Here is a 17,568-nt window from a genome sequence, read left to right as displayed (position 1 = left end):
CAATTTATGGCGATTTTTAGGCATATCACAAATAAAATGAAAATTATTATGCATAATCGTGATTTAACAGAAAATAATATAACAAAATCGTATATAATCTGAAAATTAATAGTCTTTAATTCGTCAATAACTTAAAAATATGTGAAAATAATCACAATAATTCTTAAAAAGACACGCCAGAAACTACTCAATAATCCAAGCTAAGCCAATCAAAACAGCCAAGAAAAGAAGATTCACAATTGTGTACATAAGCAAATAGCGACCCTTATTATGAGGGTACTTATGCGTAATGCTCTTGTACGAAATCAAAGACGCCATAGACGCAATAAGCGTTCCCATGCCGCCAAGATTAGTGCCAATAATAAGCATCTTCCATTGGTCGCAGAAGCCAGAAAGCAAAATAGTTGTTGGAACGTTACTAATCATTTGACTAGAAACAACCGAAACTTCCATAGGGTGAGAACCAACCCACATTTGCGCAATCTCGGTAAATCCAGGAACTCTGCGCATATTCCCAATAAAAATGAAGAACATTATAAACGTAAGAGGCAAAGCCCAATCCAAAGCGCGGAACACATGCGAATCACAAATAATAAAGGCAATAACAACTGCCAAAACCATAATCCAGTCTGGAATCCAGCCAGCTACTCCACACAAACACAAAATAAACAAAAGGCTGTAAACAACAACTCGCCATTGAGTAAAGCCAACACCGTAGCCCATAACGCGAATCTCGTCTGGCTTAGGCGATTTAGAATGCGGAGCCAAAACGCCTTGCTCAATATCGTCTCCATGCAAGCCTTCAAATTGATCGACTTTTCTAGAACTAAAGAACACAAACGCAAACGCAATCATAAGAATCGCAGCAGTAAGCGTGTACGGAGCCATAATGGAAAGAAAATCGCTCGTAGACATTCCAGTAAGCGCTTTAAGATACAAATTATGCGCGTTGCCAATAGGAGTTAGCATACTTCCAACGTTTGCGCCAATCGTCATTAAAGTCACAATAAGAATTGCGTGCTTCTCGGCATTTGCCATCATCAAAACAGAAATCGCAAAAGGCACAAAAGTCACAAGAGCAACATCGTTTGTAATAAGCATTGCCGAGAAAAACGTTAAAGACATAAGAACCAGAACTAATCCGCGCTCAGTTCTAACTCTTCTAAGAAGATTCGCGCCAATACTTCTAAAAACGCCTATTCGCTGGAATCCGCAAACAACCATCATTAAGCAAACAAGCTGAGAAATAGTGTTTACGTGAATGTAGCTAAAATATTGCGCATCGGGTGGAACAAAAAAGCAAGAAATAACAGCTAAAACGGCGGCTACAATAAGGATGGTCTCACATTTGACCAAATTCAGAAGCCAACGCCTCATCATTCCTCCGCAACTAAAATACACAACTTATAAAATTGTATAAGAGACCCAATCCAAAGAGACAAAAATTCCCGACAAAATCGTTGAAATAACAAGGCAAAGGGTGCTAAAAGTGCTTTAGTTTTGCCACAAAGCGAATATGCAAAAATCCGCCCATTTTTGTGACACGCGCAAGCAACACATGTCTTAGATGCCTATATTATAAATGGAAAAGAAGTCGTAAGGCTAACAAGCACATTAAGCACAAAGCGAGAAACGCAATTATGACAAATCAAGAATCGCAAGCTCAAAAACCAGCAAGCCATAAAAGAAACACAGCCGACTTAATCGTAGAATGCCTTGTAAACGAAGGCGTTGAGGTTGTTTTTGGAATTCCAGGAGAAGAAAACATTCCGCTTTTAGAGGCAATTGAGCGAAACGGAAATATACGCTTTGTGCTTACTCGCCACGAGCAAGGCGCTGGATTTATGGCCGCAACTTATGCGCATATTACTGGAAAGCCAGGCGTGTGCTTGGCAACACTGGGGCCTGGAGCGCTAAATCTTACGCTTCCTGTAGCCCAAGCGAATGCAAGCACAACTCCACTTGTTGCAATATGCGCTCAAGGAAACGTTTCTAGACTTTACAAGGAATCTCACCAAATCATTGATTTAGTAGCACTATTCCAACCAATCACTCAATGGTCTTCTATGATGCTTGCTCCAAGCACAGCTCCAGAAATGGTTCGCAAAGCTTTCTCAATCGCTCAAAGAAAGCGCCCAGGAGCAACATGCCTTGTTATTCCAGAAGATATTAGCGAAATGAGCGTGCCAGAAGACGCAAAGCCACTTCCGCTTCCAAAGCCGTTACATATTCTTCCAGCTCCAGACACAATTTACGAAGCTGCTAAAATAATTAGCCAAGCAAAAAGGCCGATTATTCTTGCAGGAAACGGCGTTGCAAGAAGCCACGCTCAAGAACAGCTTCTAGATTTTGCAGAACAGCTTAATGTTCCAGTTGCAACAACGTTTGAAGGCAAAGGCGTATTCCCAGATAATCACCCGAATGCTCTTGGCGTAGTTGGATTTATGCATAGAGATTATGAGAATTTTGCTTTCGACACAGCAGATTTGATTATTGCTGTAGGATTCTCAATTCAGCAATTTGACCCGAAGAAGATTAATCCAAATATTGACAAGACGATTATTCACATAAACACATTTGTTGAAGACACAGACGCTCACTACCCTACTGCACTAAACATTATGGCAGATATTGCTCAAACGCTTAAAGCGCTTACAAGTGTGCTTAAAGATAGAAACGTTACTTTTGACGTAACTCACCCAAAGATTCGTCAAATGATTACAGACGAGTTGCGTTCGTTTGAAAACGATAACAGCATTCCTATGAAGCCTCAGCGCGTTGTTTACGATACTCGTCGCGCTGTTGCCGAAGGAACTAAGGTTCTTGTAGATACGGGTGCGCTAAAAATGTGGATGGCAAGGCTTTACCCAACAATGCATCCAAATACGTGCATTATAGACAACAGCCTTTCTACAATGGCTTGGACTTTGCCTGGAGCTGTTGGAGCATCGTTTATTAAAGACAATAGCGGAAAAATTAACACAAAGCCTGTTCTTGCTGTTATGGGCGACGGCAGCTTTATGATGAACGTTCAAGAGATTGAAACCGCTGTTCGCGTTGGTTCTAGAATGGTTATTTTGGTTTGGGAAGACAACGCATACGGTTTGATTAAGTGGAAAATGGACTTGCACGCTGGAGAACACGAATACGTTGATTTTACTAATCCAAATGTTCCAAAATTGGCAGAAAGTTTTGGCGCAAGAGGCCATGTTGTGCAAAAGCCAGAAGACTTATACAACATGCTTAAAGAGGCTTTGGCTCAAGAAAGCGGTGTTGACGTTATAGCTTGCCCAGTGGATTATAGCGAAAACATGAAGCTTATTGAAAAGCTTGGAGACATTGACTTCGGCAACTAAAGTATATTTATACTGAAAATATACGCATTAATTTATACGCATTAAATATAAATACGACCGAGAAAGTTTGTGAATAGCCATAAACAAACTCGGTCGTATTTAAATATTATTTCAATATAGAAAGCATGTTGATAAAAACAAATTTTGCTAATCTACAACATGCAAAGTACGATAAATGTAATTTTTATATTTTTCGGGATTAAGCCTACTACATATTTCAACATTCGGAATTTTACCAGAGAAGAAATTAGCATCAACAAGAACTGAGCCATAACTTGGTCCAGGAGTTGCATCAACTTGGCAATAATATTTTGTGCACTCGCTTATACATTCAGGATATAACGCAGCGGCAACGGCAGATGGATCAGCCATATCTAGATAAGCATCACCAAAACGGCTAACATTCATTTCCATTAATTCCCTATTACAATCAATAACAAACTTACCGAGTTCTCCACTTTTGCGAATATTAGCAATTTCTTGTGGATTCAGCATACATTCTCCCAAGCATGCGTCCCATCCAACAAACATAATATTTTTAAGACCAGAATCAACTAATATCTTTGCAGCTTCTGCATCTTGCCAAATATTGAATTCTGCTACAGGAGAAACATTTCCACGGCCTAAACCAGCAGATCCCATAACGACTATGCGACCAACTTTCTTCATCGCTTCATAATCAACCTTAATAGCTAGAGCAATGTTAGTTAATGGCCCTAATGCAATAATGTCTATTTCACCATCTTCACTGTTTCTCAAAGTTTCAATCATTTTCAAAACAGCATTACCATTACTTTCTTTCAAACGATGAGGCACTAGACCAATATCACCCATTCCATCTCTACCATGAGTTTCATGAGCATAAGCCAAATCGCGTAAGAGCATGCTTCTGCTTCCTTTATATACAGGTGGCTCATATGAACCAGCATGCTCGATAGTAGTAAGCGTATTAATAGTCGCTTGTTCCATGCACACGTTTCCTGATACAGTGCAAAACATTAATATCTCATATCTAGGATCATTTAAAGCCATGGCAATTGCCATAGCATCATCCGAACCACAATCTGTATCTATTATTATTTTCTTTTTAGAATAAATTCCTTTATTTTTCATAAACTCTCAACATCCTATCAATTAATAGAAACTGTAGTTTCAGATGTAACGTGAATACGCAATGAGCATAGCTGAAAAGGACGTAATTCTATATTTAACTCATCGTTATTCTTGTGCAAAGCTATAGGCATACCGTGCAACACTGGCATTTCCATAAGATCCACTTCTTCAATCGAAGCCGCACGCAAGATTTTATTGAGTTTTATTTGCCCATTTGCGTATCCACCAGATGGCTCGTGAATACGTAAGATTATATCTCCAGAACAATCATCGGCCAGCTTAACCCAATCTAATGCAATTAGACCTGAGTTTCTGCGAATCGTAAACAGCGGATCGACTTCTGGTAGCATATCAATGATTGGCGAATTCAAAAGATTAGCTGTGCTTAGAACTGAATCCATATTTGCATCAGCAATAAATGACCAAGTAAATTCGTGCTTACCTTGATCGGTATTCGAATCTGGGTAAAGAGGCGCAGAAAGCAAAGATAATCTGAGCATAGTTCCATAAGATGAAGAATAATCGCCAATAGGAGAAGCATCAGCGCCATAAGTAGACGAATTTGCAACAGCAACAGCATAAGAGGAATCTTCTATGCGAACAAACCTATGCGTGCATGATTCAAATTTTGCATCATCACTACGAGTATTTTTTACTATTGGACGTTCAACTAAACCATATTGACACTCATATTGCGCATTATTTGAACATATAGATGTTGGCATATCTACTTTTAGAAATTGCTCTTTAGCATTCCAATCAACTTGAGCATGGAAATCAAGTCGTTTAACGCATGGCTCTAAAATTATATTTGTTTGAATCTTAACATCTTTTTTACATGCCAAGACTTCAACAGACACACCGCCCGATAAAAGTTCTTTAACACAAACAATTGAAGAATCATCAATCTTACGATTACGCATAAATGCGTCTCGCTCAATATCCCACGCATCCCACTGAGATGGCTCATCTTTTAGTATCTCGTATTGCGCCATGCGATAACTGGATGGAATTAGCTCACGATTAAATTTAATATCTTTAACGGAAGATACTGTGCCATCGCGTTCAATAATCACGCTTAAAACACTATTATTAAGAATTATTCCACCATCATTTTTGTGTTTTACAGTTGTTTTATTATTTTTACTGCTTTCATTGCATTGATATAAATTCCAAGCAACATCATTTTTACCTGTATAAGTCAATAACTTTACATTTTTACGCATATTAATCGCGCTGCTAGTGCTGCTAGCTTTTACAATCGCATTAGCAAGATCTGAAATAATTTTATGTAAACAAGAAATATCTCTAGCATATTCTTCTCTAGCTTGCCTATGAACCCATGCAATAGCAGAGCCTGGAAGAATATCGTGGAACTGGTTCAATAATAAAGTCTTCCAAATTCTAGTAAGCTCATCATTATTAAAACGGTATTCTGGCGCATACACTCGAGCTAAAACAACAAGATATTCAGCTACACGCAACAATGATTCTTCCATGCGACAATAGCGCTTCATATCTTGCTGAGAAGTAAGAGTTTTTCTATGCAACTCTAGATAAAGCTCACCCTTAAACACTGGTGTATCACCATTTGAATCGTCAACAATATCTTTTCGTATTTTTTCAAACAACTCATCAGGAGTGCCGAAATCAACTCTAGGAACACCCTCTAAATTACGATCACGCCTAATACGAGCAGTCATCTCGCGAGTAGGGCCGCCACCTCCGTCGCCAAAACCGTATAGCAATATTGCATAATCAGATAAATCTTTATCCAAAAAATTGCGTTGAGAATAAACTAACTCATGCATGCTAACAGATGAAGCATAAGTATTAGATGGAGGGAAATGAGCCAAAATCCTAGAACCGTCTATTCCTTCCCAAAGGAAAGAATGATGTGGGAATTTAGTGGTGTCGTTCCAGGAGAGCTTTTGAGTTAAGAACCAATCAAATCCAGCGCGGCGAGCAATTTGAGGCAATGATCCAGTATAGCCAAAACTGTCTGGCAGCCAAATACCATGCGGATCGGTGCCAAGATGCTCCTTAAAATAGCGCTTACCAAAAGTCATTTGGCGAATTAAAGATTCACCACATGGCATCATTACATCAGACTCAACCCACATACCCCCAACAGGTATAAAACGTCCTTCCTTAATCCTATTTTTCATACGCTCAAACAAATCGGGATGCTCGTTTTCTAGCCACTCGTATTGTTGAGCAGAACTCATAGCATAAGTAAAATCAGGATCCTCATCCATAAGAGCTAAAACATTAGATACAGTTCGCGCAACCTTTCTATGCGTCTCTCGCACAGGCCATTGCCAAGCAGAATCAATATGAGCATGCCCAACAGCAATATGCTTTATAGAGCTTGACGCAGCAGGCTGACTTAATACATCATGCAACTCTTTACGAGCATTTTGAACAGTAGAAGAATCATGCTCATCATACGCGTTTAAGGAGTGCTGTAAAGCTTTAGCTAGTTTCCAATAACGCGGATTATCATCGCTTAACTCGCGCATCAAAGAACTTACAGTCTGAAGATCCATGTAATAATCAAAAATATTACGATTAAAAACAGTAACGTCAATATACTTCAACATATATTGACATTCAGTTTTTCCAGTAGCACACTCTCCTAAATCAGTAGGAGAAAACGGAGTAGATCCTTCAACAAACGGATTGTCTGCAGCTTCCAAATATAAAGTAAAATTACCATTTTCATCAATACTAATCGAACGATTGTTATGTTCATCAATCAATGGAACCCAATTATTACAAGGGTTTACAGCTTTTATAACTCTTCCGTCAACGTTATACACTAATCCTTCGGCTTGAAAACCAGGAAAAAGATTGCTAATCCAACCTAAATCAACATTTAGCTCAACTTTGCGCCCTTTTACCTTTGAAAAATCAATCGACCCTGTAATTTCAAACCACGTTGTGCCCCAAGTTGTTCCCCAAACACATGGAGCATTAAATGAGCGAAACGCAATATCGTTTCTTTTTAACTTAGAAAAGAATTCGCTAGAAGAAATAGGTTCTCCGGCAATCTCATATGCTCGAATTTTACAATGCGATAAAACAGTATTTATATACGGATATAGGCGTTGTTGCATAACTCTTGTACAGCGATTCAACTGCTGCTCAGGTAATAAAAACATTGTTTCTACACTTCTTTCTTACACAACTACACATTTATACATAAATCGCGTATCTCGGTATATAAAGACAAAACAAGTAATTGATAAATCTTATAGAATTTGTGATTGAAGATCTTTTCGAGCAGATTCTAATCTAGTAATCTGACCTAAAAGATTAAGCTTTTCACTCCCATCTTCTAACTTACTCATTCTAAGCTTAATAGCTCCGATTTTTCGCATAAAACCAACGTCTAAAAGCTTAATAAGCAGCTCGTTTGCATACTTTTGTTCTTCTTCGCTAGGAACGCGCAAAAGACTGGATGGCCCGCCTTTAGTGCCTTCGCCACTATAATCGTAAGCAGCCGACGAGTTAAGCGAAGAAGCGCTACTTAAGCCCTTGCTTAAAGACAATGGAAGAGGCATTACGGAAAGCTCGTTAATAACGCCTTCTAACATAGGGCCTGCAGCCTTAGTAATAGTGTGCAACCAAAGACCTTGGCTAATATTTGCGCCAGGCAAGCCTCCAGAAGCAACAAATGCTTGGAAAAGCGTTCTAAAAACTGGCGTAATAAAATTATTCAAAGTAAGATGCGCAAAAAGTTGGCCGCTAAATGCTAGAGGAGATTGCATAAGAACAGCCATAAACTGCTGTTCGCACATAAACACGGAATCGTCAACCTTGTAATAGCTTTGATTCTTGTACGCACTTCTAAGCATGGCTGTTTTTACAGCAGCTTCATTCATGCTTTGAGAACGCTGATCAAATGCGCGAGAATCCGCATAAACGCTAGAAGAATAGCCTTTAGAATAAGCGTCATCGTCTACAACGTGCAATCGCCTTCTATTAGACTCCACTTCCCTACGCATAACGTCTAAATCAACACCAATATTTCTAACAGCTTTTCTAGTGTACAAGTCAAGCAAAGACCTGTCTCGAATTTGCGCAACAAGAGGAGCAACCGCCTTAACAGCACCCATCTGCCCTGTAGTAAAAGACGTATCAAAACGGCGAATAACAGTGTCAATTACAAAATCGTAAAGAGGATTAGCGCGCGCAATCAAAGAGCGAACAGCCTCGTCTCCCCTTTGAATACGCAAATCGCAAGGGTCTAAGTTATTATCTGCAACAGCAACAAAAGTCTGTGTTAAAAACGCTGAATCTAAGCCAAAAGCGTGCAAAGCAGCTTTCTGACCTGCCGCATCTCCATCAAAAGTAAAAACAATACGCGAGCTAACTTTTTGACCTTCTACTTTTACAGGCCCCACAAGTTGAATCGCTCCCAAAGAATCGTCGGCAATAAGTCGGCGAATAATCTTCGCATGCTCCGCGCCAAAAGCCGTTCCGCAAGTTGCAACAGCAGTATCTACACCAGCTAAATGGCAAGCCATAACATCCGTGTAGCCTTCCACAATCACAACCTGGCGCTTTTTAACAATATTCGACTTAGCAATGTCAATTCCGTAAAGAACTTGCGTTTTTCTATACAATACAGTGTCTGGAGTGTTAATGTACTTTGCACTAATAGAATCATCATCATAAAGCCTTCTAGCGCCAAAGCCCAAAGTGCGGCCTGTAGAATCTCGAATAGGCCACGTTAATCGGCCGCGGAAGTAATCGTAAATTCCGCGCTGACCTTGGCGAGCTAAGCCTGCGTCTAATAATTCTTGACGAGTAAAACCCTTATTAGACAAATAGCGAACAAGATTATCCCACCCGTTTGGCGCGTATCCGCAACCAAAACGCTCGCATTGTGCTTGAGTAAAATTGCGCCCTGCAAGCAAGCTACGCGCTGGAGCCGCTTCTTTAGAGTTGATTTGAGACGAAAAGAAACGTTGAGCTTCCTCATTTGCTTCTATAAGACGAGCGCGCTTGGAGCCAGCATGCGAATTATCTTTAGCATCCTGCGATTTGTCATAATGAACTTCAATGTGGTAGCGGTCTGCTAACAGCTCTACTGCCTCACGAAAATCAATGTTTTCTTTTTGCTCAACATACTTAAAAACATCTCCGCCAGCACCGCAACCAAAGCAATGCCAGACACCCAAGCTTGGACGAACGCTAAAACTAGGCGTTTTTTCATCGTGAAACGGGCAAAGCCCCACAAAAGTACCCGTTCCAGAAGGCTTAAGCGTAACAGTTGCAGACACAATATCGTACAAATCTGCAGCAGCGCGCACACGCTCAACGTCTTCTTTTACAATCATTCCAGCCATAATCTCTAGCTTATCGCAAACCGAAGGCTACAGACACTCTATACTAGAAGTCGTAAAAGCGTTGATTTAGCACAAAGCGGCATGAAGAGCTGTAGCAGATCCATCTGTAAGACTTGCAACTTGATCAATCGCAACTCTTAAACGCTCGTCTTCGCTAGAGCAAGCATTCCAATCGCTTATAAACACAGATTCCATAGCATCGTGCGCTCGCGGAGACTTGCTCATAAAAACTTCAACCAAATCCGTTAGAATCTTTTGCTCACGCCTATAAAACTCGCGCTCTCTAGGTTGGATTATAAAATGCACAGCCAAGCTTTTAAGAACGATTATCTCGTAAGATGTTTCTGGCGGAATAACAACATTTGCGCGGTAGCGAATTAAAGCGCCGTTGCCGTATTTTTCTCGAGTTGCTCGCTCAACAGAGCTTGCAAACCTGCCGATTAAAGCACTAGTAATATTCTTTAGATGAGCTAGCGACCTTCTAGAGCCGTCATAAGAATCAGGGAACATGTTAAGAGAACGCAAACGCTTAAAAGCTGCCAAAAGACTATCCGCATCCCACTGGTTGCCGTACCAATTATGAGCTTCTTGAATAACTTGATCCGCAACGCTTGAATCCCAAACAAGCTCCGTATTAAAAGCGCCAGTTACAATCGCGTCTTCAATATCGTGAACACTGTATGCAATATCGTCGGAAAGATCCATAATTTGACACTCCATAGGCTTCGATTCACGCGGAGAGCCACTTTTTAGCCAATCAAAAACTTCCCTATCGTCTGGGTAAACGCAGAATTTTAAGTCACGCTCGCCTTTATCGTGCGCTTTTGCTTCATCAAAACCCCAAGGATATTTAACAGCAGCATCCAAGCTTGCACGCGTAAGATTTACGCCTGCGCTAGCGCCATTTTCTCTAAAAACTTTAGGCTCTAAGCGCGTTAAAAGTCTAAGAGTTTGAGCATTTCCTTCAAAGCCACCAATATTGCTTGCGATTTGAGCAAGCGCGCGCTCGCCATTGTGACCAAAAGGAGGATGACCTAAGTCGTGAGCTAAGCAAGCGCAATCTACAACATCTGGATCTGCTCCAAGCATTGCAGCAATCTGGCGACCAATTTGCGCAACTTCCAAAGTGTGAGTTAAACGCGTGCGAGCAAAATCGTCGGAGCCTGCTACAAGCACTTGACTTTTAGCGCCGAGTCTTCTAAGCGCTGAAGAGTGGATTATTCTAGCTCTGTCTCGCTCAAATGGTGTGCGAGCGCGCGTGTGGTGAGGCTCGCTAGCCCAGCGCTCAGTATCGTGCAAGCTGTATTCTCCAACAACTTCGTTATCGGAAGCAATCACATCGTTACACATTAAAAACCTCCTCCACTAATCGCAAGTAGCCAATCATAAATTAGCCAATAGCAATTCAGCTAATCGCAAAATCGCAAGATTGCTATATTAAGCTTTTTTCATCCAACATTTTTATGTCTTTTTCAGGCAAAACTTCGTAAGCATTCTTATACAATCGCGGAACTCTAGGGCCAATCCCAGTCATAATCTCGTAGCTTATTGTTCCTGCAGCCGCCGCCCAATCATCTGCCGTTGGCTCCGCATATTCAAGGCCTCTGCCTGGACCAAAAAGCCTGACCGTATCTCCTTCTTTAACTCCAAGCTCTTTAGCGCTGCCTTTTAAGTCAACAATAAATTGATCCATGCAAACGCGCCCCGAAACATGCAAAATCCTAGCGCCGTTATTAGTTTCCACGCGCACAGGCCCTCCAGGCTTATTAACATGACGAGATCCTTGCATATCGAATCCGCTAGATGCGCGCAAAATACCATCCGCATATCCAAGTGGAACTATTGCTGTGCTTGTATTGTCTGGCGTTAAATACGTGCGGCCGTACGAAATGCCGTGACCTGCTTCTACAGATTTAACTGTTCCTAATTGCGCTTGTAAGGTCATTGCTGGACGCAAGTCGTAAGTTTGAGGCGCTCCCATAACAGGATCTGGCTCGTATCCATATAATCCAATTCCTGGTCGAACAAGCTCAAATCGTATCTCTGGCCTGTTAAGAGTTGCAGCTGTATTAGCTAAATGTCGGATTTTAGGCCCCAACCCAGCTTCGCGCATTCTTCGAGTAAAGTCGTGGAATTGCTCAATTTGCCTATCTGTAGATGCAACAAACTCTGGAACGTCTGGGCAATCAGCAACAGCCAAGTGACTCCATTGCCCAATAACTTCGATTAATCCCTGGCTAGAATATTCGCTAAGCTTTTCTAAAGCATCACTAAAACCTGCAGGCGTAAAACCGTTTCTGCCAAATCCTGTATCTACCTTAACGTGTACGCGAGCGGTAGCTCCAGCCGATTTAGCGGCGAGAGCAACAGCGTCAATTGAATCCAGCGAGCCAACAGAAATATCAATATCTGCTTTTATTAAATCTGCAAAAAGAGACGTTGGAGCGCTGGTGAGCCACGTAAGAATACGGCATCTGTTTGAGTCAATTCCACATTTACGAAGCCGCAAAGCCTCGTAAGGTTGAGCTGTGCCAAGCCAAGTTGCTCCCCCTGCAAGAGCTGCGAGCGCGCTAGGAATAAGCCCGTGACCATAAGCATCTGCTTTAACAACTCCCATAACTGCTGGCGACTTTTGACCAGGCTTCAAATCTTTAGAAACACGCTCAACAAGAGTTCGCATATTATCTCTTAGCGCTTTTAGATCAACAATTACCTGCCCAGGGTATGTGCTTAATGCGCGAGCATAGTTTTCCTGCAAAATCGCTTGGATACTCGAATTTTTACACATATCTTGCGCCTTTACTTTTCGTTTTAGTTTTACGTTTACTTTTATATCTACTATATATGCCAGTATTTTTGACTTACATGCAAGTATTTTTTGACTCACATTTCAATACTGCAATACTTCTAATACCGTATTACATGATTATGCGAGCGCAACCATTGATACGCGATTCTAGTTGCACTATGCGCTCGATCTGGAATTACAACAAGACCACACTTGCTAAAGCCTTCTCGCAAAATAACTTTTTGCATAATCAAGTTGTCGGGATGAGTGTCGATTCTAACATTAGAGTAGTTGCGCTTAGCCCATTTTAAACACTCGCTTGCCATTTTTGGCTTAACTCCCGAAGATGCAAGCCTATGGATTGTAACGTATGGCAAAACGTCATCTAGCCACGCTCCATCAATCTTTGCGTAGACTTCATCAAGTCCCTCGCACAGTGCAAATTGTGCCAAAATGCGCTCTTCTCCAAAGTCTGGGTCCGTGTCTACAAGAAGATTAAAACGGTTCAAACGAATATCTTCTATAACACTAGATGTTAGAGGAAAGCGATCTCCCCATTGATGAGGATTGCCATTATTTGCCATAAATACTCTTGCTCTCTCATAAATATTTTCAATATCTTTTAGATCGCTAAGAGTTGCTTTTCTCAATCTTATTTCACACATACACCCCCCTATGCTTAGAATATGGCGATTTTACAGTCTTACACAATCAAACGCAACGAATCACACAATCTTGCGCTCAAAAGGATCGGAGCTAATGCCCTTGTCTAAAATATCTTTGCACCATTGACGCGCTCCAAACAAGCTATGATCGCGGTAGTTTCCGCAAGACTCAATAGTTGTAGCTGGAACATCATCCCAAGTAGCTTTATACGCAATAAATTCAAGCGATTCCTTTAACGCGCGCGCAACATCTTCTGTGCTATGAGTGCCCCAAGTTAAAAGGTGGAATCCTGTACGGCAACCAAATGGAGAGCAATCAATGTAGCCTTCAATGCGCTGGCGCAAAAGAACAGCAATCGTGTGCTCAATCGTGTGCAAAGCGCCCGTAGGAATAGCCTCTTGATTAGGCTGAGTTAAGCGAATATCGTAGTTAGAAATAACATCTCCATTCGGGCCTTTTTGAGTGTCAATGTAGCGAACATACGGAGCTTTAACTTTAGTGTGGTCAAGTTCAAAGCTTTCTGGACGAGGAGTCGGCTTATTGTTTTGATTTTCGCTCATTTTATCTTTCCTAACTTATATTCATGCGCAAAATGTATGCGCAAAATCCATGCGTAAATAACGATTACTAAATAATATTAGACGCTATTCTTGCCAAACACACATGAACACGAATCTAAAAATATTTTTTATTGACTTATTGACTTATAAGACTTACAAATACAGACTTACAAACTTGCAATACTTACATATACAGACTTACAAAGTAGCAGCATCAATAAGTTCGCGCGTGTAACTATGTTTTGGATTAGTCAAAATTTGACTTACACGCCCAGATTCAACAACAACTCCATCTTTTAGAACAACAACACTAGACGCTAAATGCTGAATCATACCAAGATCGTGGCTAACAAATACGCACGCCATATTAGGGCGATTTGCGCGAATCACATTAAAAGCATCTAAGATTCTTGTGCGCTCAGCAACATCGATTGCGCTCATTGGCTCATCTGCAACCAAAACTCTAGGATTATTGATTAGCGCTCTAGCAATCGCAACGCATTGAGCCTGTCCGCCAGAAAGCTCGCACGGGTATCTTCCAGCAAAAACTTTAGGATTTAACCCAACTAAATTCAAAACATCATCTACTTTAGAATCAATAACATGTGAATCAACATCACGTGAATCAACATAACGTGAGTCAACAGTATTTGAATCAGAACTCATGTTTTTACGCCATATTTCAAGCGGCTCAGCAACGCTTTTTCTAACTGTCCAACGCGGGTCTAAAGCTGCAAAAGGATGCTGAAATACAAGCGAACATTGTCTTCTCATATTTACGTAAGCAGAATCTTTCAAATTTAACTTTTTAGCGTTTTCAACAGTTTCGACTAGCCTGCCGCAATACTCTATTCTTCCTTCGCTTATTTCTTGCAATCCAAGTAAAGAGCGAATCAAAGTTGTTTTACCACTTCCAGATCCGCCAATTAGTGCTAAAGATTCGCCAACTTTAAGATTAAAGTCAACGCCTTTTAATGCTTCAACGCGGTTTTTTGAGCTTCCTAAAACAACGTGAATGTTTTTAGCGTTAAAAATGCAATCATCTTTAGAAGAATCATTTTTATTACTAAGACTTAAATCATTCTTATCATCAAGACTTAAATCATTTTTACTAAGACTTAAAGCGCGCGCTGCAAAAACAAGTTGCTTAGTAGAGTGAACCTTAGGATTTTCTAGCAATTCACCAACACGCGCACTATCGACTAATCGCCCAGAATCCAAAACATAACAACGAGTAGCAGCGCTAGAAAGAACCGAAAAATCGTGAGTAACAAAAAGCATTGAAGCGCCCATATTATCAACTAAAGAAGTGAGCATATTCACAACATCTTTTTGTGTAACAGAATCAAGAGCAGTAGTCGGCTCGTCTGCAAGAATCAACTTAGGGCAAGTTATAAGCGCTGTAGCAATCCCAACTCGTTGCATTTGCCCGCCCGAAAGCTCAAAAGTGCGCTTATTCAAAATATTTGTGCCTAAACCAACTTTTTCAAGCATAACTTTAACGCGATTTTGAATATCGTCTTCGTCTAAATTGTAGTGGAGCCTAAGAGGTAAGGCGATTTGCTCTCTAACACTCATAATAGGGTTAAGAGCACGATCCGCTTGCTGAAAAACAACGCCAACGTACTTACCGCGAATGTTTGCAAGCGCAGAATCGTCAGCGCCAACAGTTTGGGCATTGCCAACATGGCAAGAGCCAGTGATTTTGCAATTAGACGGAACTAGACCAATCGCAGCTCTTAAAAGCATTGATTTACCCGAGCCAGAAGATCCAACTAGCCCAACGCGCTCGCCATCTTTAACGTTAAGTGAAACATCACTTAAAATGTGCGAAGATCCAATACTAAGCGATAATCCTTTTATATCAAGACTCATTCTTGGACTCCCTATTCGCTGGATTTGTAGCACTTCTTAAAACATCGCCAAAAAGATTAAGAGACAAAACTGTTAATGTAACAACAAGGCCAGGCCATAGAGCCGCAAGTGGATAAACGTGAATCAAAGTAACCGAAGTAGAAAGAACGCGACCCCAGCTCGGCACTCCCGAAGGAACACCAACACCTAAATAAGTCAATCCGCTTTCCGCTAAAATAACAGTTCCTGCAGAAAGCGAAAGCTGAACGGAAGCGATAGGCAAAATATTAGGAAGAACATGCTTTAGCAAAACATAACTTCTGCTAGCACCATTAGAAACGGCACAATCAACATAATTAGACTTAAGAACAAGAACAGCACTTGGTCGCAAGATACGAGCAAGATTTAAGCCATATCCAAATCCGCATGCAAGCATGATTACAAGAACGGATGCTCCAAGAGGTACAGCAAGCATAAGCGCAATCAAAACTGTTGGAATGGAAATTAAAGCGTCTACTGCCATAATGCTTACGGAACGAATTTTTTGAACGCGGCAAATCGTAAAGCTTAAAATCACAAACCCAACAACGCTTGCAATCGCAACTGTTGAAATAACAAGCAAAATCTCTACTCTAGAACCAGCCATAAGCCAGCTAAGCATATCTGCACCCGTTCCATCTGTGCCAAGCCAATGCTTTAGAGAAGGCTTTTGCCATACCTCGTACCCGTTTGTTTCTAGAAGAGAGTAAGGCGTCCACACAAAAGAAAGCGCAGCTACAAAAATCCACAAGCACAAAATAATGCAAACGAATTTTCCAATAACTCCGCGCCAAATGCGTCTTAAAAACTTAATCATTGCTTGAATTGCCCCCACTTAAATCACTCCCCACTCGAATCTTGGCTAAGCCTTGAATCCAACAAACGATGCAACACGTCAATCGCAAACCCAACAAGCAAGAACAATGCAGAGAGCATAAAAAGATTGCCTTGAACAGATATAAGATCTCGCAAGCCAACATCGCGCACAAGACCCATACCCATTCCAGGAAGCGAAAACAGATTTTCAATAACCATTACGCCCATAATCATATGTGCAAAAGTCAAGCCGATTACAGACACAAGCTGCGGCAACGCTAATCGCAAGCCAACTCGCCAAATCATTTGCTTTTTAGTCATCCCACAAGCCATAGCTTGCAAAGCAATGTCGCTATTAGAAATCTGCTCTAATGATGCTGAAGTGTAACGCATAAAACCAGATCCAACAATAACGCCAACTGTTAGAGCCGGAAGAATCAAAGACAAAAATGCGCTACCAAAATCGCGCCAGCCGTCTGTTGGAAAACCTTGAGTAGGAAAAATCCCAACTAAGCCAATGCCCCTGCCAAAAATCATGATTAAAATCATTCCACCCCAAAGAGCAGGAACAGATCCGCCTGCAATCGCACAAAACCTTAAAAAGCCTTGCAAAGACTTGCCAGAATGAAAAACTTGCAAGCATCCAAGAGGAATACCAATTGCGAGCGCAATTAAAAGTCCAAGAAAAATGAGCGGAAAAGTTATGCTAGCACGCATAGCAATAGTGGACGCAACGGAACGACCCGTAAGCATTGAAACACCAAAATCGCCTCTAAAAACACCAAAAATCCACTCTAAATATTGAACGAAAAGGGGTTTGTTTAATCCTAAATCGCGTCTTAATTGCTCAACTTTTCCATCTGGCGCGTTTAAGCCAGCCATAACTTGAGCAACGTCTCCAGGTAAAACTCTAAGAGCAAGAAATACGATTGCAGAAATAAATAGCAGCGCTACAAAGAACAACGCGATGCGTCGAAGAATCATGCGCTTCATACAAACCCCTTACTTAGTTTAATGTT

General features: G+C 41.0%; 12 protein-coding genes. 1 reads left to right on the top strand and 11 read right to left on the bottom strand.

Annotation, left to right across the window (positions count from 1 at the left end):
- Positions 1 to 183: 183 nt before the first annotated feature.
- Positions 184 to 1,377 (bottom strand): SLC13 family permease, encoded by a 1,194-nt coding sequence (locus tag MAF46_RS01690; protein ID WP_004130691.1) that lies wholly within the window; start codon positions 1,375 to 1,377, stop codon positions 184 to 186.
- Positions 1,378 to 1,640: 263 nt separating this feature from the next.
- Here MAF46_RS01690 and MAF46_RS01685 point away from each other — a divergent pair, with 263 nt between their 5' ends.
- Positions 1,641 to 3,356, top strand: a complete 1,716-nt coding sequence (locus MAF46_RS01685; protein ID WP_060786012.1) for an acetolactate synthase large subunit — start codon at positions 1,641 to 1,643, stop codon at positions 3,354 to 3,356.
- 147 nt (positions 3,357 to 3,503) lie between these two features.
- Here MAF46_RS01685 and MAF46_RS01680 read toward each other — a convergent pair whose 3' ends face one another.
- From MAF46_RS01680 to MAF46_RS01635, 10 genes are all read right to left on the bottom strand, one after another.
- Positions 3,504 to 4,469 carry a nucleoside hydrolase gene (locus tag MAF46_RS01680; RefSeq protein WP_060786013.1) on the bottom strand — a complete coding sequence of 322 codons (966 nt, stop codon included), beginning with the start codon at positions 4,467 to 4,469 and terminating at the stop codon, positions 3,504 to 3,506.
- Between the two features lie 17 nt (positions 4,470 to 4,486).
- A complete protein-coding gene (locus MAF46_RS01675) occupies positions 4,487 to 7,633 on the bottom strand; it encodes an alpha-mannosidase (protein WP_060786014.1) in 3,147 nt (1,048 codons plus the stop codon).
- Positions 7,634 to 7,723: 90 nt separating this feature from the next.
- The gene (gene dnaG, locus MAF46_RS01670; RefSeq protein ID WP_060786015.1) at positions 7,724 to 9,826 is read right to left on the bottom strand and encodes a DNA primase; all 2,103 of its coding nucleotides are present in this window, start codon (positions 9,824 to 9,826) and stop codon (positions 7,724 to 7,726) included.
- Between the two features lie 66 nt (positions 9,827 to 9,892).
- The gene (locus MAF46_RS01665; protein WP_060786016.1) at positions 9,893 to 11,176 is read right to left on the bottom strand and encodes a deoxyguanosinetriphosphate triphosphohydrolase; all 1,284 of its coding nucleotides are present in this window, start codon (positions 11,174 to 11,176) and stop codon (positions 9,893 to 9,895) included.
- Positions 11,177 to 11,258: 82 nt separating this feature from the next.
- Entirely contained in the window at positions 11,259 to 12,614 is a 1,356-nt protein-coding gene (alr, locus tag MAF46_RS01660; RefSeq protein ID WP_060786017.1) for an alanine racemase, read from the bottom strand.
- Positions 12,615 to 12,733: 119 nt separating this feature from the next.
- Positions 12,734 to 13,279 carry a histone acetyltransferase gene (locus MAF46_RS01655; RefSeq protein ID WP_060786018.1) on the bottom strand — a complete coding sequence of 182 codons (546 nt, stop codon included), beginning with the start codon at positions 13,277 to 13,279 and terminating at the stop codon, positions 12,734 to 12,736.
- 60 nt (positions 13,280 to 13,339) lie between these two features.
- Positions 13,340 to 13,840: an S-ribosylhomocysteine lyase gene (locus tag MAF46_RS01650; RefSeq protein WP_020759003.1), complete on the bottom strand. Its 501-nt coding sequence runs from the start codon at positions 13,838 to 13,840 to the stop codon at positions 13,340 to 13,342.
- 198 nt (positions 13,841 to 14,038) lie between these two features.
- Positions 14,039 to 15,715: an ABC transporter ATP-binding protein gene (locus tag MAF46_RS01645; protein ID WP_060786019.1), complete on the bottom strand. Its 1,677-nt coding sequence runs from the start codon at positions 15,713 to 15,715 to the stop codon at positions 14,039 to 14,041.
- Positions 15,705 to 16,550: an ABC transporter permease gene (locus MAF46_RS01640; protein WP_060786033.1), complete on the bottom strand. Its 846-nt coding sequence runs from the start codon at positions 16,548 to 16,550 to the stop codon at positions 15,705 to 15,707. The genes MAF46_RS01645 and MAF46_RS01640 overlap by 11 nt, the downstream gene beginning before the upstream one ends.
- 23 nt (positions 16,551 to 16,573) lie before the next feature.
- Positions 16,574 to 17,542 carry an ABC transporter permease gene (locus MAF46_RS01635; protein WP_060786020.1) on the bottom strand — a complete coding sequence of 323 codons (969 nt, stop codon included), beginning with the start codon at positions 17,540 to 17,542 and terminating at the stop codon, positions 16,574 to 16,576.
- Positions 17,543 to 17,568 lie beyond the last annotated feature (26 nt).

This window comes from Gardnerella pickettii (genome assembly GCF_029226345.1).
GTDB classification, from domain to species: Bacteria; Actinomycetota; Actinomycetes; order Actinomycetales; family Bifidobacteriaceae; genus Bifidobacterium; species Bifidobacterium piotii.
This window is presented reverse-complemented; position numbering and strand designations above follow the sequence as displayed.